Consider the following 18,974-nt stretch of genomic DNA (forward strand, 5'->3'; position numbering starts at 1 on the left):
GGCGGTCCCGGATCGTCCCTTCGGGACGTCCGGGATGACAGGCGCTTGAGATCATGACCGACACCGATTCAAACCCCATTGGGGAACTCGACCACCCCGCCCGCCTGCTGATGGGCCCCGGCCCCATCAACGTGCACCCGCGCGTCCTGCGGGCCATGTCGGTGCAGCTGCTCGGCCAGTTCGACCCCGAGTTCACCGGCTACATGAACGAGGTCATGGCGCTGTATCGCGGCGTCTTCCAGACCAAGAACCGCTGGACCTTCACGATCGACGGCACCTCGCGCGCCGGCATCGAGGCGGCGCTGGTCTCGACGCTGCAGCCCGGCGACGACGTCGTGGTGGTCAACGCCGGGCGCTTTGGCCTGCTCTTGGCCGAGATCGCCGAGCGCTGCGACGCCAGGGTCACCTTCGTCGAGGCCCCGTGGGGAACCGTGGTCGACCCGCAGGCCGTCGAGGACGCGGTCAAGCGCGTGAAGCCGCGCCTGGTGGCCTGCGTGCATGGCGACACCTCGACCACCATGGCCCAGCCGCTGGACGAGATCGGCGCGATCTGCCGCGCGCACGGGGCGCTGATGTATGTCGACGCCACCGCCACCCTGTCGGGCATGGACGTCCCCGTCGACGCCTGGGGCGCCGACATCGTCACCGCCGGCCTGCAAAAGTGCCTGGGCGGTCCCTCCGGCTCGGCTCCCATCACCATCAGCGACCAGGCCGCCGAGCACATCTTCTCGCGCCGTCACGTCGAGAAGGGCCTCGTCGGAACCGGCGGCGCGGCGGGGAACGGCCGGCGCATCGCCTCCAACTATTTCGATCTGGCGATGATCATGGACTACTGGTCCGAGAGGCGCCTGAACCACCACACCGAGTGCGCCCCGATGCTGTTCGCCGCCCGCGAATGCGCGCGGCTGGTGCTGGAAGAAGGGCTCTCGGCCCGCTTCGATCGCCACGCCAAGGCCGGCGCGGCCATGACCGCGGGCCTGGAGGCCATGGGTCTGTCGATCTACGGCGACAAGGCTCACAAGATGACCAACGTCACCGGCATCTGGGTCCCGGACGGCGTCGACTACGACCGGGTGAAGGCCCGGATGCGAACCGACTTCGAGATCGAGATCGGCTCGGCCTTCGGTCCCCTGACCGGCAAGATCTGGCGCATCGGCACCATGGGCGTGAACGCCCGCAAGCACGCGGTCCTGCAGACCCTGGCGGCCTTCGAGGCGGTGCTGCGCTGGGAGGGCTTCAGCGCTCCGGCCGGCGCGGGGGTGGATGCGGCGGCGGGGGTGTACGGATGAGGGCGCGATCCAAAATCCTCCCCCTGGCGGGGGAGGTGTCGGCGCAGCCGACGGAGGGGGAAGTCCTGCTGACCTTGCCCCTTCCCCCTCCGGCGCTACGCGCCACCTCCCCCACTGGGGGGAGGATTTGATGTCCTACCCCCGCGACCTCATCGGCTATGGCGAGCATCCGCCGCACGCGCGGTGGCCGGGCGGCGCGCGCGTCGCCGTCCAGTTCGTCCTGAACTACGAGGAAGGCGCCGAGCGCTCGATCCTGCACGGCGATTCCGTCTCCGAGTTCTTCCTGTCGGAAATGGTCGGCGCCCAGCCGATCCAGGGCATGCGGCATATGTCGATGGAGAGCCTCTACGAGTACGGCTCGCGCGCCGGCTTCTGGCGTATGCGTCGCCTGTTCGAAGAGTTCGGCCTGCCGCTGACCGTGTTCGGCGTCGCCCAGGCCATGGAGCGCCACCCGGACGCCGTCGAGGCGATGATGACGTCCGGCTGGGAGATCGCGAGCCACGGCTATCGCTGGATCGACTACCAGCACTTCACGCCCGACCAAGAACTGGAGCACATCCAGCAGGCCATCGAGATCCAGACGCGCCTGACCGGCGAGCGCCCGCTGGGCTGGTACCAGGGCCGCACCAGCCCCAACACCGCCCGCCTCGTGGCCCAGGAAGGCGGCTTCGTCTACGACGCCGACAGCTACGCCGACGACCTGCCCTATTGGGACGACCAGCACGGCCGTCCTCAGCTGATCGTGCCCTACACCCTGGAAGCCAACGATATGCGCTTCACGGCCGCTCAGGGCTTCAACACGGGCGAGCAGTTCTTCACCTATCTGCGCGACGCCTTCGACGCCCTCTATCTGGAGGGTGAGACCGCGCCGAAGATGATGAGCGTGGGCCTGCACTGCCGCGTGGTCGGCAAGCCGGGGCGGATCGGGGCGCTTCGGCGGTTCATTGAGCACATCATCAAACACGACAAGGTCTGGGTGGCTCGGCGCATCGACATCGCGCGGCACTGGATCGCCGAGCATCCCTATGCGGGGGCCGCCAAATGATCCCCATCCAGCAAAGCCCGTCATCCCGCGCTTCATGCGCGGGACCCATGGTTCTACTTCTACGTGAGAGAGAAATCATCTCCCCACCTGCGACGGACAAATGGGTCCCGCGCATGAAGCGCGGGATGACGGGGCTTGAGAAGGTGAGCGCATGAGTTCGGCCCCTCCCCTGCCGCTGAAGCTGCTCAACAGCATGAACCAGACAGCCTTCACCACCGCCCTGCACTTCGCCTTCGAGCTCTCGCCCTGGGTCGTCGAGCGCGCCTGGGACGCTCGCCCGTTCGCATCCGTCGAAGCGATGCACGCGGCGATGATGGCCGTGCTGGACGCGGCGACCACCGCCGACAAGCTGGCCCTGATCCGCGCCCACCCCGAACTGGCGGGCAAGGCCGCGATCGCCAAGCAGCTGACGGCCGAGAGCAACGCCGAACAGGCCAGCGCCGGGCTCGACAAGCTGACGCCCGACGAGTTCGCGCGGTTCCACGCGCTGAACGCCGCCTACAATGCGCGCTTCGGCTTTCCCTTCATCATCTGCGTGCGCCTGAACGACAAGGCCTCGATCCTCGAGGCCATGGCCGCGCGCCTTTCCAACGACGAAGCGACCGAGATCGCGCAGGCCATCACCCAGATCGGCCTGATCTCCAAGCTTCGCCTGCTCGACGCGGTGACTGACTGATGGACTACGATTTCGCCGGTTGGATCGGCATGGCGCTACGCTGGCTGCACGTGATCGCGGGCGTGGCCTGGATCGGCGCGTCCTTCTACTTCGTCTGGCTGGACAACAATCTTCGGGATCCCAATCCGCCCAAGGACGGCGTGAAGGGCGAGTTGTGGGCCGTGCACGGCGGCGGCTTTTACCACTCGCAGAAGTACCTGAACGCGCCGGCGCACATGCCCGAGCACCTGCACTGGTTCAAGTGGGAGGCTTACACCACCTGGCTGTCGGGCTTTGCGTTGCTGATCGTGCTCTACTATTGGCAGGCGGGGGTCTATCTGATCGATCCGGCCAGGCACGCCTTTACGCAGAGCCAGGCGATCGGCGGGGGTCTGGCCTTCATCTTCGGCGGTCTTGCGATCTATGAGGCCCTGTGCCGCTCGCCGCTGGGTCAGAACGGCAAGCTGTTCGGCGTGGTCTGGTTCGGGATCCTGACCGCCGCGACCTGGGCGCTGACCCAGTTGTTCTCCGACCGCGGCGCCTTCATCCATGTGGGCGCGATCATCGGCACCTGCATGGTCGGGAACGTGTTCCTGGTCATCATCCCCAACCAGCGCAAGATCGTCGCCGCCATGCTGGCCGGGCAGCCGGTCGATCCGCGCCTGGGGGCGATGGGCAAGCAGCGGTCGGTGCATAACACCCACATGACCCTGCCGGTCATCTTCATCATGATCAGCAACCACTATCCGGCCGTCTCCGGACACCCGAAGGCCTGGCTGCTGCTGGCCATGATCAGCGCCGGCGCGATCGCGATCCGCTACTTCTTCATCCAGCGCCACTTCGGCAAGATCCGGCACGAGTTCCTGTTCTACGGCGCCATGCTGATCTTCGGCGCCACGACGATCGCCTCCATGAAGCCCAAGGACAAGGTCGAAATCAGCGGCGAGGTCTCGTTCGCGACGGCGCAGGGAATCATCCAGAAGCACTGCGTGGCCTGCCATGCGGCCACGCCCACCCACGCCAGCTTCGCCGCCCCGCCCTTGGGCGCGACCTTCGACACGCCTGAGCACATCAAGACCTATGCGGCGAAAATCAACGAGCGCGCGGTGCTCTCGACCAGCATGCCCCTTGGCAACGAGACCGGCATGACCGATGAGGAGCGGGCCCAGCTGGGCGCCTGGATCAAACAGGGGGCCAATATCCCGTGACCGACGCCGTCCTGGACGCGCAAGCCGACGCCGCCGCAGGCTCCGCCGACGGCGCGCCGCGCAAGCGCAACGCCGAGCGCACCCGCAAGGCGATCCTCGCCGCCGCCCTCAGGGAGTTCGCCCAAGCCGGCTTCGCCGGGGCCCGGATCGAGAAGATCGTCAAGGCCGCCAAGTGCAACATCCGGATGCTGTACCACTACTTCGGGGACAAGAAGGGCCTGTACATGGCTGTCCTCGAAAGCGCCTACATGGACCTGCGGGCCCGCGAGGCAGAGCTGAAGATCGACTTCGAAAAGCCGCTGGACGGCTTTCTGGAGCTCCAGCGCTTCACCTTCGACTATTTCGAGAAGAACCCGCGCTTTGAGGGTCTGCTGCGCAACGAGAACCTGCAGCACGGCAAGTTCGCCGCCCAGTCGCGGGTGGTGTCGGAGACCGCCTTCCCCCTTCGCCGCACGATCGAAGGGCTGATCGAGAGCGGCCAGCGCCAGGGGATCTTCGGCCCGGACCTCGACCCGGTGCAGATCTATGTGACGATCGCGGCCATGAGCCGCTTCCACCTGGCCAACGGCTATTCGCTGTCGGCCACGCTGAACACCGATATGAGCGCGCCGGAATGGCGCCGGGAGCGGCTGGACCACGCCCTGGCGCTGCTGGAAGGCTATCTGACGCGCGGCGCGCCCAAGCGCTAAGAGGCAGGGGACGCCTTGAGCGGCGGGCCGCTGAACTCGGCCTCGATCTCGACCTGGACCTCGTCGCCGACGCCCATGGTCGCGCCCGGCGCCGGAAGGCCGTAGGCGATCCCGAAGTCCGACCGCTTGAAGGCGCCCTTGGCCGAGAAACCGATCCGCGCGTTCGGGTCCATCGGATGGCCAGCGTAGCCGCCGTTATAGGTCACATCCAGGGTCACCGGCTTGGTGACGCCGTGCAGGGTCAGATCGCCGGTGACCTTGCCGGTATCGGGACCCGTGGTCTCGATCTTGGTCGACTTGAAGGTGATGGTCGGATAGCGCGCCGCGTCCAGCCACTGCGGACCGGTCAGCTCCTTCTGGAACCCGGGCGGCGGCGCGGGCAGGGTCAGGGACTTGGGCTCGATCGTGGCCTCCAGCGAACTGGCCGCAGCGTTGGCCTGGTCGAACCGCAGCTTGGCGTCGAAATCGGCGAAGCTGGCCGTGTAGTTGGAAAAGCCCAGGTGGCTGACCTTGAAGGTCAGCGAGGCGTGGGTCTTGTCGAGCGTATAGTCGCCGGCGGGGATATCGGCCTTAGGGGGCTTGGGCGCGGCGGCGGCCGGCGCGGCGGCGGCCGAGGCGGCGGGCGCCTCAGCCGGCTTTTCAGTGGGTTGCGGCGAGCAGGCGGCGAGCGCCAGCAGCACGGCGATCGGCAGGAGCGGTTTCATGAAGTTCCCTCAAAGAACCCTACCCCGCGCCAGACATCCCGGCGCGGCCGCCGGCCCCCACGCCGACAAGACATCAACGTAGGGGCGATTTGGAGGTTGCAGGAAGAGGGTTCGTCGCGTGGGAAACTAGATGAAGTTCGTTGCGTCGATCGAAGACAGGCTTACGCCCAACAGCTTGATCGCATTCTCCGAGCCCGCGCTGTTGGCTGTGGTCCCGGCGACGAAGACATAGACGTCCGCCCCGACCTGTACGGCCGTGTAGTACTTCATGTTCGCGCCGGACCAGACGCCGGAGACGGCCAGGGCCTGCGCCTCAAGGTAGGACGAGGCGGCCATCTCCCGATAGGTCGCGGGCGTGGTTCCGGCGCTGAAATCCAGTCGGTCGATCGACTCGAAGTCGGTGATGACGTCCAGATTGCCATCGGTGTTGTCGAGAGCGACCGAGTCGCCCACCGCAAATCGGAAGGTGTCCGCACTTGCGCCGCCGGTGAGCAAATCGCGCCCGCCGCCACCAATCATCAGGTCATCACCGTACTCGCCTTCCAGGGCGTTGGCGCCGGCGTTGCCGATCAGGATGTCGGCGGACACTGAGCCCCTCAGGCCCTCGATACTGATAAGCGTATCAATCCCCGCACTACCCGTGTTCTGAGCGACGCCGACCTTCGTGAGATCAACCACAACACCGCCTGGCGCGCTACGGTAGGTCGCGAAGTCGAAGCCCTCCCCCCCGTCAATGACGTCGTTGCCGGTAAGGCCCTCAATGCGGTTGTCGCCGTCGTTACCGATCAGCACGTCATTGCCATGACCGCCGATCAAGTTCTCGATACCTCTGAGTTCTACTTTGAAGCCCGTAGCGATCTCTTGGGCCGTGACGAAATTCAAATCGACCGTTACATCGAGATAGGTAAAGGTCTGCAGCGTATCGACGCCATCGCCTCCATCGACATAGTTTGACCCGCTGCTGACGGATAGCTGATCGTTACCCATACCACCGATGAGGATGTCTCCCGCGCCGGTGTAGCTCCCGATCAGGAAATCATCACCCTCGCCGCCTTCCAGAACATCCTGACCGCCTTCGGCCCTGAGCACGTCGTTACCAGCATCGCCGTAGAGATAGTTCTCGGACATGTTGCCGATGATGAAATCGGCGTGGAGAGAGCCGGTCACCAACTCGATCGATGACAGCGTGTCCCTGATCGAGGTGTCGCCGAAGCGGCTGGTGGCGAAATTGCGCGACAGATCGACCTCGACACCCACATCGCTCATCGCATAGTCGACCGTGTCGAAGCCCTCGCCGCCGTCGATGACGTTGACGCCCGCGCCGCCGGCGAAGAAGTCATCCCCTGCCCCGCCGTAGAGCTTGTCGTCGCCCGCGTCGGCGAACAGGTAGTTGCTGCCGGCGTCGCCGGTCAGGACGTCGGCGAACTTGCTGCCCCACACGCTCTCGATCCCGCTGAGCGTGTCCTTGCCCGCGCCGATCGTGTCCTGGGCCGTGGTCTTGGTGAGATCGACGGTGACGCCGGCCGTGGCGTCTTCGTACGAGGACCAGTCGGCGCCCGCGCCGCCCTTGATCACGTCGTCGCCCGCGCCGCCGACCAGCCAGTCGTCATTGTCGCCGCCATCCAGCGTGTCGTTCCCGGCCGAGCCCCACAAGGTGTCCTCGCCCTTGCCGCCGCTGATAATGTCATTGCCGTCCCAACCCATCAGGACGTTGTCGCCGGCGTTGCCGACCAGCGTATCGTTGAAGGCCGAGCCGTAGAGGTTCTCGATGCCTGTCAGCCGGTCGGTCCCGCCGCCGCCGGTGTTCTGGCCGCCGTTGAGGTTGAGATCGACCTTCACGCCGGCGGTGGCGTCCTCATAGGCCGCCCAGTCCGAGCCTGCGCCGCCGTCCAGCGTGTCATTGCCGGGACCGCCCAGCATGTAGTCGTCGCCGTCGCCGCCCTGAAGGACGTCATTGCCCTCGTGGCCCGCCAGCACGTCATGACCCGCGCCGCCGCGCAGCGTGTCGTTGCCCCAGAAGCCGTAAATGACGTCATCCTCGGCGCCGCCGATCAAGGTGTCAGCGCCCTGCGTTCCGTTCAGATTCATCACCCACTCCCCCAAGATCACACTGCAACTTCAGCGTGACCTAGCGAGTGCAAGTCGCGGGCCGTACGACTTTCAGCCAAAGCGGGAATATTAAGGGTAAATCGTGACGTGTGTCGGGCCGGCTGTCTCACTTTGGCACGAAAAGACCAGTGAAATAAGGGTTTCAGCGCGGTCGCGTCGTCGCCCGGCTCAAAGCCGCGACTGGCCAGTCCACGATTTCGGCGCGATCCAGGCCCACGCGCAAAGGTCGAGCGCCTCTAGAACAGCAGCCCCTTCTTCAGCAGCGCATGCACGCCCTTCTCGCCGTTGACGGTCTGGGTGACACGGAAGTCCACGGCCAGCGAGCAGAACTGATAGGCCTGCACCCGGGTCAGGGCCGAATGCGCGGTGATGAAGTCGATGGTCTGGCGCAGGGCCTGCTTCATGGCGAGATCCAGGTCCTCGTGGAAGCCCATCAGGATGTGATGCGTCGGCGTCTCGGCGCGCGGCCAGGCGAAGGCGCCGGCCTCGGCCGCCCCATCGGCCTTCTTGTGCAGCACGAAGGTGAAGGTGCCGGTCAGGCCCATCTCCAGCGCGTTGACGCAGACCTCGCCATCCCCCTGCCGGCCATGGCCGTCGCCGACCGAGAAGTTCGCCCCCGGAACCCAGACGGGTAGATAGAGGGTCGAGCCGGCGACCAGCTCCTTGTTGTCCATATTGCCGCCGTGCTCGCGCGGCTCGCGGCTGGAGAGGCGCCCGTACTTCGCCGGCGGGGCCACGCCCATGGTCCCGAAGAACGGCGCCAGGGGCAGTTCAGGGCCCCATTCCGGCTTGCAGACCCCGCGCTGGGCGTCGACGGCGATGTGGCTGACATAGCGGTCGGGGAAGTCTTCAGGGATCGTCCCGGCCAGCGGGCGAACCGCGCAGTAGCCCCAGTCGTTGTTGGGCGCGATCGCCTCGATCCGCACCTCCAGCCTGTCACCAGGCTCGGCGCCGGCGATGGCGATGGGACCGGTGAGGATGTGCGGCCCCAGGCGCGCGGGCTGGCTGTCGTGGATCGCCTGCAGCGCCGGCGGGATGGCGTAGGGAGACTCGGCAGGCGGCATCACCTCGACGCCGCCTGAGACGCACTCGACCGTGACGCTGTCGCCGCTGTTCACCGTCAGCACCGGATCGAACGCCGCGTCGAACATGCCGAAGCGAACGGTTTCGGGGGTGGAAGCCAGTCGGTGATGCGTCATAAAGTAAGTCCTTTCTTACAAACACATCTGATCCGAACCAGCGAAGACCCCTAAGGCGAACCGACGCCTTTGCGCGGCTTGACCGTGACCTGCCTCCTGGGTGAGCGATCCCACGGGCAAGTGACGCGGGCTTGGGCGTATCGAGCTTGCGGGGAAAGCGGGACTGGCGCGTCCGGCGAACCCGGGTGTATGAAGTTTTTTCTTACTTATGGAGTCCGCCATGGCGCTCGATGCGGAGACGACAGCCTTTCTGGCCCTCGACGACTTCGAGATGGCCGCCTGGGCGCCGCGTCGCGCCGCCGAGCAAGGCGTCGAACCGCCCGCCCCCGCCTTGCCGGGCGTGATCGACAACCTCGTCCTGCTGAGGAGCCAGACCGCCCTGTTTGTCGCCGCGCTGGGCGAGGCGGCCGGTGAGACGCCGGAGACGTTCCAGCCGTGAGCTTCTGCAACGTCGTCGAGATCGCCGGCGAGGTCCGCGCCGGTCACGTCACCGCCCGCGCGGTGACTGAAGCCACCCTCTCGCGCATTCAGCGCCTGGATGGTGGCATCAACGCCTTCACCGCCGTCACAGAAGCCCGCGCGCTCGCCGCCGCCGAAGCGGTCGACGCCGATCTCGCGGCGGGACGTCCTGTCGGACCGCTGGCCGGCGTGCCCTTCGCGGTAAAGAACTTGTTCGACCTCGAGGGCCTGCCCACCCTGGCCGGATCGAAGATCCGCCGCGACGCCCCGCCACCCGCGCATGACGCGACCCTGGTCCAGCGCCTGACGGCCGCCGGCGCCGTTCTGGTCGGCGCCTTGAACATGGACGAGTTTGCCTACGGCTTCGTCACCGAGAACGCCCACGACGGCCCGGTGCGCAATCCCCACGACCCGACGCGGATCGCCGGCGGCTCGTCTGGCGGCTCGGCGGCGGCGGTCGCGGCGGGCCTCGTGCCCTTGACCCTGGGCTCGGACACCAACGGCTCGATCCGCATTCCCGCCGGCCTGTGCGGCGTGTTCGGCCTCAAGCCCACCTATGGCCGCCTGTCGCGCCAGGGCGTCTTTCCGTTCGTCGAGAGCCTGGACCATGTCGGTCCCTTCGCGCGCTCGGTCGAGGATCTGGCCCTGGCCTATGACGTGCTGCAGGGCGCCGATCCGGCAGGCGATCCGATCTGCGTCCGCGAGGCCGAACCGCTGGCCGGCCGCCTAGACGCCCTGGCTGAAGAGCCGCTCCGCGTCGGCGTGCTGGGCGGCTGGTTCCAGCAAGGCGCCTTCCCCGAGGTGCTGGCGGCGCTGGGATACGTCGCCGAGGCGCTGGAGGCGAAGGGCGAGGTCATCTTGCAGAGCGCCAAGGCCGCCCGCGCCGCCGCCTTCTGCCTGACCGCGTTCGAGGGCGGCGAGCTGCATCACGACGATCTGGCCAGGCGCGCTATGGACTACGATCCGGCCGTCCGCGACCGCCTGCTGGCCGGCGCCCTGCTGCCCGCCGGCGTGGCTGAGGCCGCCCAGCGCTTCCGCACGATCTTCCGCGACGAGGTTCGCGAGGTCTTCCAGCGCTACGACATCTTGTTGGCTCCGGCGTCAGTGTGCCCCGCCCCGCCGATCGGCCAGGCGATGATGGAGATGGACGGCGTCCCCGTCTCGGTGCGCAAGAACCTCGGCGCCTTCACCCAGCCCATCAGCTATGTCGGCCTGCCGGTGGTCGCCGCGCCCGTGAACCGCCCCGGCCAACTGCCGATCGGCGTGCAGATCATCGCTCCTGCCTGGCGCGAGGACCTGGCCTTCGCCGCCGCCCTGCGCCTGCAACGCGCCGGCGTAGTCGCCGCTCACCCGCCGACGGGGGCGCTATGATCGTCAACGATCCCGCCGTGCTGGCCGAGGTCACCGCCCTGGTCGACGCCTATGAAGTCGCCTTGATGACCAATGACGTCGAGGCGCTGGACGGCGCCTTCTGGGCCTCGCCGCATACTGTGCGCCTAGGCGTCGCCGAGAACCTGTGGGGCTTTGCCGAGATTGCCGCCTTCCGCGTCGGCCGGGCCGGCGGCTCGCCGCCGCGCACGCGCCTGAGGACCGAAGTCACCACCTTCGGCGCGGACTTCGCCGTCGCCAACGTGCTGTTCCGCCGTGACGACACCGGCAAGGTCGGCCGCCAGAGCCAGACCTGGATCCGCACCGCCGACGGCTGGAAGGTCGCCTCGGCCCATGTCTCCCTGATGCAGGAGAGCGCCGATCAACGGCTCGCCTCCTCTAACGAAAAGCGCTAGAGCCCTCGAATGACGACCCCGACCAAGATCATCTTCGACACCGATCCCGGCATCGACGACGCGATGGCCCTGCTGTTCATCGAGGCGAGCCCCGCCCTCGACCTGATCGCGGTGACGACCATCTTCGGTAATTCCGACATCGAGACCACCACGCGCAACGCGCTGTACCTGAAGGATCGCTTTGGCCTGACAGCGCCGATCTATAAGGGCACGGACAAGCCGCTGACGCGTCCGCGCAACCCCTCGCCCACCTTCGTGCATGGTGTGAACGGTCTGGGCGACGTGGCGCTGACGGGCCTCGTCCCGGCCCAGCCGGAGGCCAAGCCCGCCTATCAGGCGATCATCGACCTGGCGCGCCAGTATCCGGGCGAGGTGGTGCTGTGCGCCGTCGGCCCTCTGACCAACCTCGCTTTGGCCCTGAAGGCCGATCCCGAGGTCGCCACCTTGCTGAAGTCGGTGGTGATCATGGGCGGCGCGTTCGGCGTAGCCGGCAAGCCGGGCAATGTCACGCCGGTGGCCGAAGCCAATATCTGGAACGATCCGGAGGCCGCCGATCAGGTCTTCACCGCCCCGTGGAACCTGACTGCGGTCAGCCTGGACGTAACGACCCAGGTTGTGATGTCGCCCGACTATATGGACGCCCTGGCGGCCGGCGGGTCGGACGCCTGCGGCTTCCTCAACGCCATCTCCAAGCCCTACGCCGCCTTCTACGGCGAGCGTGACGGCGTGGTCGGTTGCTGCGTCCATGACGCCGCTGCGGTCGCCTTCGTGATCGACCCGACCCTGTTCACCGTGCGTCGCGGCTCGGTGCGCGTGGTCACCGAAGGGATCGCGCTGGGCCAGACCTGCCAGAAGGCCGAGGGCGAACTGTTCGGCCCCTCAGCCTGGGACGACCAGCCGATCCAGGCCGCGACCGTGGCGGTGGATGGCGCGCGGCTGCTGACGCTGTACGCGCAGACGATGGCCGCGAAGTACGGGTGACTGAAAATCCTCCCCCCAGCGGGGGAGGTGTCGGCTCGAAGAGACGACGGAGGGGGAAGAGGCCGGTTCAACAGAACTTCCCCCTCCGGTCGCTTCGCGACCACCTCCCCCGCTAGGGGGAGGATTGCGTTACCCCCGCCTGTGCCGCTCCACACCCGCCAGATACGTCCGCGCCACCACGCGGTCATCGCCTAGCACAGTCAGCGCAAAGAGCTTGTCGGCCAGGCTCTTCGCCCCTGCCAGCCGCCGCGCGATCAGCGGCGTCGCCGCCAGATCCAGCACGACAAAGTCAGCTTCCTTGCCGGGCGCCAGGTTGCCGATCTGGTCATCGAGGTCCAGCGCCCGCGCCCCGCCCAGGGTGGCCAGATACAGGGCCTGGAACGGGTCCAGCGCATCGCCGCGCAGCTGGCCGACCTTGTAGGCCTCGCCCAAGGTGTGGAGGATCGAGAAGGTGGTGCCCGCGCCGACATCGGTGCCCATGCCGACCTTCACGCCGTGCGAACAGGCTTCCTCCAGCGGGAACAGGCCTGAGCCCAGGAACAGGTTCGAGGTCGGACAGAAGGCCACCGCCCCGCCCTTGGCCGCCAGGCGTCGGAACGCCTCGCCCTTCAGGTGGACGCAGTGGGCGAAGACCGAGCGCCGGCGCAGCAGACCGAAGCGGTCATAGACGTCCAGATAGTCCTTGGCCTTGGGGAAGAGGCGCGCGGTCTCCTTGATCTCGTGCAGGTTCTCCGAGAGGTGGGTCTGCATCCAGACGTCGGGATGCTGGGCCAGGATCTCGCCGGCCATGGCCAGCTGGGCGTCGCTGCAGCTGATGGCGAAGCGCGGCGTGACCGCGTAGCCGAGACGTCCCTTGCCGTGCCAGTCGGCGATCAGGGCCTGCATGTCCGCGCGGCTGCTCTCGACGGTGTCGGTCAGACCGTCGGGCGCGTTGCGGTCCATCAGCGACTTGCCTGCGATCAGCCGCATGTTCCGCTCATAGGCCTCGGCGAACAGGGCGTCGACTGACACCTTGTGCACCGAGCCGAACACCAGCGCCGTCGTGGTGCCGTTGCGCAGCAGCTCGTCCAGGAAGAAGGCGGCGGTGTCGGCGGCGTGCTTGGGGTCGGCGAAGGCCGCCTCGGCCGGGAAGGTGTGCTGCTCCAGCCAGTCCAGAAGCTGTTTGCCGTGGGCCGCGATGACGTCGACCTGCGGGAAGTGGATATGGGTGTCGACAAAGCCCGGCGTGATCAGATGGCCGGTCAGGTCCTCGGGCTGGGCGCCGCCCAGCCAGGGGGCGAGCTCGGCATAGGCGCCGCAGCCGATCACGCGGCCGTCCTCGACCAGCAGCAGGCCGTCCTCGTGGAAGGCGACCGCGCCGTCCGCCGTCTTGGCGGGATCGTCCAGCAGGTGGAGGATCGAGGCTCTAAACGCTTGCACGGCACGTCTCGTCGTTGCGAATCCGCGCCGCTTCCTGGCGCATCAGGAGGTCGGCGGCGACCGACACGGCGATCACCTCGGGCGCCTTGCTCTTCAGGTGCGGCAAACCGATCGGACAGGTCAGGCGGGTCAGCACGGCTTCGGAGAAACCATCGTCGCGCAACCGTTTCATGAACCGCGCGCGCTTGGTCTTCGAGCCGATGACGCCGAAATAGCCAAAGCCCCCGCCGGCCAGGCCGGCCGAGACCAGGGCGTAGTCCAGGCCGTGGTCATGGGTCAGGACCAGGCCATAGGCCTCCGCCCCCGCGCCCATCGCCTTGGCGGCCAGTTCGGCGGGCGCCAGCACGGTGACGCCGGGGATGTCGGCGGTCTCGGGACGGCTGTCGTACCAGGACAGGCGGAACGGCAGCGGCTCGAACGCCTTGGCGATCGCCTGGCCCACATGGCCGGCGCCGAATAGCAAGAGCGGCGGACGCGGCGTGTCGGCGCGCTCGACCAGCACATCGCCCAGCTCCGGCCGAACGCCGCGCGCGGTGGCGGGCGCGCCGCCCAGGGTCACCGGCGGGCCGTCGGCCTCGGTGGACAGGATCGGGGCCACGGTCTTGGTCAGCAGGCCCGGCTCGAACCGGGTGCGGACCTCGAACGGCTGGGCCGCGTCCATGCGCTTGGCCGCGTCGGTCAGCCAGTCGCGGCTGTTGTCGTTCAGGCGCTCGAGGAACAGTCGCACCCGTCCGCCGCAACACTGGGCCAGCAGCGGCCCCAGCGGATAGTCCTGGATCGCGAAATGGGCCTGGCCGCCGTCCAGCATCCGCCGCGCCTGGTCGGCGACGCGGTACTCCAGATTGCCGCCGCCGATCGTCCCGGCCTGACCGCCACGCCAGACGACCATCTTGGTCCCGGCCTCACGCGGAGCCGAGCCCTCGGTGGCGAGAACGGTGACCAGAGCGGCCTCGTCACGGGCGTCGAGGCGCGCCAGAGCCGCGCGGGCCCAGTTGCTCATGATCCCTCTCCTTTAGGGAGAGGGGTAGGGGTGAGGGGTTTCAGCGGATGACGGCGTAACCCCTCACCCTCCCACCGCTTCGCGGCGGGCCCCTCCCTCTCCCTATGGAAGAGGGATTCAGACATCGACCCGCCTCCGCACATCCTCGCAGGCCATCAGGATCGCCTCGGGCGTCGCCGGGGCGTCGAGGTGCGGAAACACCCTGTGATCGCCGACGCTGGCGACCGCCTGGGTGATCGCCGCGTGCACCGAGATCGCCAGCATCAGCGGCGGCTCGCCCACGGCCTTGGAACGGTGGACCGTGGCCTCGACATTGCGCCCGGCCTTCCAGAGCCGCACGTCCAGATGCGCCGGACGGTCGCCACAGGTCGGGATCTTGTAGGTCGACGGCGCGTGGGTGCGCAGGCGCCCTTGGGCGTCGAACACCAGCTCCTCGGTGGTCAGCCAGCCTATGCCCTGGATGAAGCCGCCTTCGATCTGGCCCAGATCCAGCGCCGGGTTCAGCGACTTGCCCACGTCGTGCAGGATGTCGGCGCGGGTGACCTTCATCTCGCCCGTCAGGGTGTCGATCAACACCTCGCTGCACGCCGCGCCGTAGGCGAAGTAGTAGAACGGCCGGCCCGTATGGGTGGCGCGGTCGTAGTGGATCTTGGGCGTGGCGTAGAAGCCGGTGGCCGACAGCGAGATCCGCGCCAGATAGGCCTGACGAATGAAGGCCTCAAACGCCAGGGTCTGGCCGCTCACCCGCACGCCATTGGGCGTGAAGGCGACGTCGGTCTGGGCCACGCCCCACTTGGCGGCCGCGAATTCGACGAGCCGCGCCTTGATCGTCTCAGCCGCGTTCAGGGCGGCCATGCCGTTGAGGTCCGCGCCCGACGAGGCGGCCGTGGCCGAGGTGTTGGGCACCTTGTCGGTGACGGTCGAGGTGATCTTCACCCGCGAGACATCGACCTGGAAGGCTTGGGCCACGATCTGGGCGACCTTGGTGTTCAGCCCCTGCCCCATTTCGGTCCCGCCGTGGTTCAGCATGATCGAGCCGTCGGCATAGAGGTGGATCAGGGCGCCGGCCTGGTTCAGGTGCGTCGTCGTGAACGAGATCCCGAACTTCACCGGCGTCAGGGCGATGCCCTTCTTCAGCACGGGGCTAGACCGGTTGAACGCCTCGATCTCACGGCGGCGGGCCGCGTAGTCGCACGAGGCCGCCAGCTCCTCGATCAGCTGCGGGGCGACATTGTCCTCGACCACCTGATGATAGGGCGTCAGGTTTCGGCCCTCGCCGCCATAGAGGTTGCGCCGACGCACCTCCAGCGGGTCCAGCCCCGTGGCGGCGGCGACGGCGTCGATGATCCGCTCGATCGCGACCATGCCCTGCGGCCCGCCGAAGCCTCGGAAGGCGGTGTTCGACACCGTGTGGGTGCGGAAACGGTGCGAGACGATCTCGACGGCCGGCAGGTAGTAGGCGTTGTCGGCGTGGAACATCGCCCGGTCGTTGATCGCCGGCGAAAGATCGGTCGTGGCCCCGCAGCGCGACGACAGCTCCAGCGACAGACCGGTCAGCCGGCCCTCGTCATCGAAGCCGACATCGTACGCCGCCTCGAAGTCATGCCGCTTGCCGGTCATGACCATGTCTTCGTCGCGATCAGGACGCGCCTTGGCCGGACGGCCGGTCTTGACCGCCACCAGGGCGGCGGCGGCGGCGAACAGCGAGGCTTGCGTCTCCTTGCCGCCAAAGCCCCCGCCCATGCGGCGCACCTCGACGGTGACGCAGTGGTCGGGCTTGCCCAGCACGCGGGCGATCAGGTGCTGCACCTCGGTGGGATGCTGGGTGGACGACCAGACGTGGACGTCGCCGTCCTCGCGCGGGGTCGCCAGGGCGATCTGGCCTTCGAGATAGAAGTGATCCTGGCCCCCGATCGCGAACCGGCCTTGCACGCGACGCGGCGCGGCCGCGAGCGCGCCTTTGGCGTCGCCCCGCGCCATGCGCTGGCTGGCCTCGATCTTGAGGTCCATGGCGCGGGCGGCGGTGATGTCGATGGCGGCGGGCAGATCCTCGTAATCGACCACGGCCTTGGCGGCCGCAGCGCGCGCGGCGGCCAGCGAGGTGGCGGCCACGGCGAACAGGCTCTGGCCCACGCAATAGACCTCGCCGTCCGCGAACAGTCGGTCGTCATGGATGACAGGGCTGACGTCGTTTTCGCCCGGAATGTCCTCGGCGCTGATCACCAGCACCACGCCAGGCGCGGCGCGCACGGCCGACAGGTCCATCCGCGTGATCCGGGCATGAGCCTTGGTGCTGAGACCGAAGGCCACGTGCAGCAGGCCCGCCGGCTCGGGCATGTCGTCGATATAGACGGCGGAGCCGGCGACATGGCGGGCGGCGCTGTCATGCGGCAAAGGGGCATGGACGCCCTGCGGCGGCTTGGTCATCGGCGCGGTCGCGGCAGAGTCAGCCATGGGCGCTCTCCGGCTCGACGCGGGCCTCGACGCCTTTCGTCTCCAGGAACACCTTGCGCAGCATGTTCCGCGCCGCCAGAGCGCGATAGGCGGCCGAGGCGCGCATGTCGCTCATCGGCGTGTAGTCGGTGGCGAGCGCAGCCATCGCCGCCTCGACGGTCGCTTCCGCCCACGGCCGGCCGATCAAGGCCGTCTCGCAGGCCCTGGCCCGCTTGGGCGTGCCCGCCATGCCCCCGAACGCGATGCGCGCGTCGGTCACCACGCCGTCCTCGACGGCCAGCGAGAACGCGCCGCACACCGCCGAGATGTCCTGGTCGAAACGCTTGGAGAGCTTGAAGACCTTGAACAGGCGTCCCGCCTCCAGGCGCGGGGCGATGACCGCCTCGACGAACTCGCCCGGCCGCCGGTCCTGCTTGCCGTAGTCGAGGAAGAAGTCCTCCAGCGCCAGCTCGCGGCGCACATCGCCCTGACGGAGGATCAGGCGCGCGCCCGCCGCGATCAGCGCCGGCGGCATGTCGCCGATCGGCGAGCCGTTGGCGATATTGCCGCCGATCGTGCCGCTGTTGCGCACCTGGGTCGAACCCAGGCGCCGCATCATGGCGCCGAGATCGGGATAGAGCGCAGAGATCGCGTTGAGGGCGTCGACATAGCGAACCCCGGCGCCGATCCGCAGACCGTCCGGCGTTTCCTCCAGCGCCTTGAGCTCGGCGACCTCGGAAAGGCTGATCAGGGTCGGCAGCGCGCGTCGCTGCTTGGTGACCCATAGGCCGACATCCGTCGCACCGGCGACGAGCGTCGCGTCGGGATGCGCCAGACAGGCCTCGGCCAGTTCCTCGAGCGAGCGCGGCGCCAGCCAGGTGCGGGTAACGCCGTGGATCTCGTCCTCGAAGGTGAGGCGCAGCATGGTCTCGTCACGGACGGTCGACAGATCGAGATCGGGCGGCGCTTCGGCCTCGACGCCCTGGGCGACCTCGATGATCGGTCCATAGCCGGTGCAGCGACACAGATTGCCGGCCAGCACCTCGGCCACCGGCGCGTCCGCCCCCTTGGCTCCGACAGCGCGGCCGTAGAGCGACATGACGATACCGGGCGTGCAGAAGCCACACTGCGAACCATGCTTGTCGACCATGGCCTGCTGCACCGGGTGCAGGGCCTGGTCACACCCGGCCTTGGCGCCCAGGCTCTCCACCGTCATCAGCGCCTTGCCATGCAGCATGGGCAGGAACTGGATGCAGCTGTTCACCGCCCGCCAGGCGACGCTGTCCCCGTCAGCCTCGCCGACCAGCACCGTGCAGGAACCGCAGTCCCCCTCGGCGCAACCCTCCTTGGTCCCCGTGCGGCGCATCGGCCCACGCAGATGTTCCAGCAGGGTCGTGGTCGGGTTGGCGCCGCGAACTTCCTGGATCTCGCCATCAATCAGGAACCGGATCACATCGCCCATCAGCTGCCCCGGTAGGTGGAATAGCCGTAGGGCGAGACGAGCAGCGGCACGTGCCAATGCTGCTCCAGGTTCGAGACCGCGAAGTCGATCACCACGACATCGAGGAACGGCGGATCGCTGACGGGAAGGCCCGACGCCTTAAAGTGGTCGCCGATCGCGAACTCGAGGCGATAGCCGCCGACCGCCAGGTCCTCGCCGGCGACAAGCCGCGCCCGGCCGTCAGCGTCGGTGCGGAGCTCCGCCAGCCATTGCGTCTGCTCGCCGTCGCGGCGCGACACCCGGACCCCGACGCCCGCCGCCGGTTTCCCGGACGCTTGATCGAGGATGTGTGTCGTCAGTCCGCTCATGCGCCGTCCCTTGAATATCCAGTCGAGCGATGCTCGGTCGCCCCGGACGCCCTGTCCAGCGCCTTGCCCGGCCTGGCGGCTCTGGAAGGCGGAGCGCCAAGATTGGTGGCGGCGGGCGCCCGAAGCAGAGGCATTATATAATAGTTTTATTACTTAGCGGACCCGAAATCGTCGCCGCAGCCATCACCTAG

Annotated in this window: 17 protein-coding genes and 1 pseudogene; 9 read left to right on the forward strand and 9 right to left on the reverse strand. The window is 67.9% G+C overall.

The features are described 5' to 3' along the window. Positions 1 to 53: 53 nt before the first annotated feature. From OVA11_RS16455 to OVA11_RS16475, 5 genes are all read left to right on the forward strand, one after another. Positions 54 to 1,289, forward strand: a complete 1,236-nt coding sequence (locus OVA11_RS16455) for a pyridoxal-phosphate-dependent aminotransferase family protein (protein WP_268068338.1) — start codon at positions 54 to 56, stop codon at positions 1,287 to 1,289. Positions 1,290 to 1,419: 130 nt separating this feature from the next. Beyond that, positions 1,420 to 2,334, forward strand: a complete 915-nt coding sequence (puuE, locus tag OVA11_RS16460) for an allantoinase PuuE (protein WP_268068339.1) — start codon at positions 1,420 to 1,422, stop codon at positions 2,332 to 2,334. Between the two features lie 151 nt (positions 2,335 to 2,485). After that, entirely contained in the window at positions 2,486 to 3,010 is a 525-nt protein-coding gene (gene uraD / locus OVA11_RS16465) for a 2-oxo-4-hydroxy-4-carboxy-5-ureidoimidazoline decarboxylase (RefSeq protein WP_268068340.1), read from the forward strand. Beyond that, on the forward strand, positions 3,010 to 4,197 hold the full coding sequence (locus OVA11_RS16470; RefSeq protein ID WP_268068341.1) for a urate hydroxylase PuuD: 1,188 nt from the start codon (positions 3,010 to 3,012) through the stop codon (positions 4,195 to 4,197). The genes uraD and OVA11_RS16470 overlap by 1 nt, the downstream gene beginning before the upstream one ends. After that, complete coding sequence (locus OVA11_RS16475) at positions 4,194 to 4,886, forward strand: TetR/AcrR family transcriptional regulator (protein WP_268068342.1); 693 nt, start codon at positions 4,194 to 4,196, stop codon at positions 4,884 to 4,886. The genes OVA11_RS16470 and OVA11_RS16475 overlap by 4 nt, the downstream gene beginning before the upstream one ends. Here OVA11_RS16475 and OVA11_RS16480 read toward each other — a convergent pair. From OVA11_RS16480 to OVA11_RS16490, 3 genes are all read right to left on the reverse strand, one after another. Further along, positions 4,883 to 5,590 (reverse strand): YceI family protein, encoded by a 708-nt coding sequence (locus OVA11_RS16480; RefSeq protein ID WP_268068343.1) that lies wholly within the window; start codon positions 5,588 to 5,590, stop codon positions 4,883 to 4,885. The genes OVA11_RS16475 and OVA11_RS16480 overlap by 4 nt on opposite strands. Before the next feature lie 126 nt (positions 5,591 to 5,716). Then, positions 5,717 to 7,678: a calcium-binding protein gene (locus OVA11_RS16485; RefSeq protein ID WP_268068344.1), complete on the reverse strand. Its 1,962-nt coding sequence runs from the start codon at positions 7,676 to 7,678 to the stop codon at positions 5,717 to 5,719. A 257-nt stretch (positions 7,679 to 7,935) separates the two neighbouring features. Continuing rightward, positions 7,936 to 8,898: an acetamidase/formamidase family protein gene (locus OVA11_RS16490; RefSeq protein WP_268068345.1), complete on the reverse strand. Its 963-nt coding sequence runs from the start codon at positions 8,896 to 8,898 to the stop codon at positions 7,936 to 7,938. Between the two features lie 220 nt (positions 8,899 to 9,118). On the opposite strand from OVA11_RS16490, the gene OVA11_RS16495 reads away from it, so the two are divergent. The 4 genes from OVA11_RS16495 to OVA11_RS16510 are packed head-to-tail and all read left to right on the forward strand — an operon-like array spanning position 9,119 to position 12,122. Beyond that, complete coding sequence (locus OVA11_RS16495; protein WP_268068346.1) at positions 9,119 to 9,337, forward strand: hypothetical protein; 219 nt, start codon at positions 9,119 to 9,121, stop codon at positions 9,335 to 9,337. After that, entirely contained in the window at positions 9,334 to 10,728 is a 1,395-nt protein-coding gene (locus tag OVA11_RS16500; RefSeq protein WP_268068347.1) for an AtzE family amidohydrolase, read from the forward strand. The genes OVA11_RS16495 and OVA11_RS16500 overlap by 4 nt, the downstream gene beginning before the upstream one ends. Continuing rightward, the gene (hpxZ, locus tag OVA11_RS16505; RefSeq protein WP_268068348.1) at positions 10,725 to 11,141 is read left to right on the forward strand and encodes an oxalurate catabolism protein HpxZ; all 417 of its coding nucleotides are present in this window, start codon (positions 10,725 to 10,727) and stop codon (positions 11,139 to 11,141) included. The genes OVA11_RS16500 and hpxZ overlap by 4 nt, the downstream gene beginning before the upstream one ends. 9 nt (positions 11,142 to 11,150) lie before the next feature. Next, positions 11,151 to 12,122, forward strand: a complete 972-nt coding sequence (locus tag OVA11_RS16510; protein WP_268068349.1) for a nucleoside hydrolase — start codon at positions 11,151 to 11,153, stop codon at positions 12,120 to 12,122. Positions 12,123 to 12,251: 129 nt separating this feature from the next. On the opposite strand, the gene guaD is transcribed toward OVA11_RS16510, so the two are convergent. The 6 genes and pseudogenes from guaD to uraH all read right to left on the reverse strand — a co-directional run bounded on the left by guaD (position 12,252) and on the right by uraH (position 18,783). Beyond that, positions 12,252 to 13,541, reverse strand: a complete 1,290-nt coding sequence (gene guaD / locus OVA11_RS16515; protein WP_268068350.1) for a guanine deaminase — start codon at positions 13,539 to 13,541, stop codon at positions 12,252 to 12,254. Continuing rightward, positions 13,528 to 14,544 carry a xanthine dehydrogenase accessory protein XdhC gene (gene xdhC / locus OVA11_RS16520; RefSeq protein ID WP_268069004.1) on the reverse strand — a complete coding sequence of 339 codons (1,017 nt, stop codon included), beginning with the start codon at positions 14,542 to 14,544 and terminating at the stop codon, positions 13,528 to 13,530. The genes guaD and xdhC overlap by 14 nt, the downstream gene beginning before the upstream one ends. 40 nt (positions 14,545 to 14,584) lie before the next feature. After that, positions 14,585 to 14,665 (reverse strand): annotated as a pseudogene (locus tag OVA11_RS16525) (hypothetical protein); the annotation flags it as partial. Then, positions 14,659 to 16,995 (reverse strand): xanthine dehydrogenase molybdopterin binding subunit, encoded by a 2,337-nt coding sequence (gene xdhB / locus OVA11_RS16530; protein WP_268068351.1) that lies wholly within the window; start codon positions 16,993 to 16,995, stop codon positions 14,659 to 14,661. The pseudogene OVA11_RS16525 and the gene xdhB, both read right to left, overlap by 7 nt. After that, positions 16,988 to 18,436 carry a xanthine dehydrogenase small subunit gene (gene xdhA / locus OVA11_RS16535; RefSeq protein ID WP_268068352.1) on the reverse strand — a complete coding sequence of 483 codons (1,449 nt, stop codon included), beginning with the start codon at positions 18,434 to 18,436 and terminating at the stop codon, positions 16,988 to 16,990. Before xdhA ends, xdhB begins: the two co-directional genes overlap by 8 nt. Beyond that, positions 18,436 to 18,783 carry a hydroxyisourate hydrolase gene (gene uraH, locus OVA11_RS16540; protein ID WP_268068353.1) on the reverse strand — a complete coding sequence of 116 codons (348 nt, stop codon included), beginning with the start codon at positions 18,781 to 18,783 and terminating at the stop codon, positions 18,436 to 18,438. The genes xdhA and uraH overlap by 1 nt, the downstream gene beginning before the upstream one ends. Positions 18,784 to 18,974: the final 191 nt, after the last annotated feature.

It is taken from the genome of Caulobacter sp. SL161, assembly GCF_026672375.1.
GTDB lineage: Bacteria > Pseudomonadota > Alphaproteobacteria > Caulobacterales > Caulobacteraceae > Caulobacter.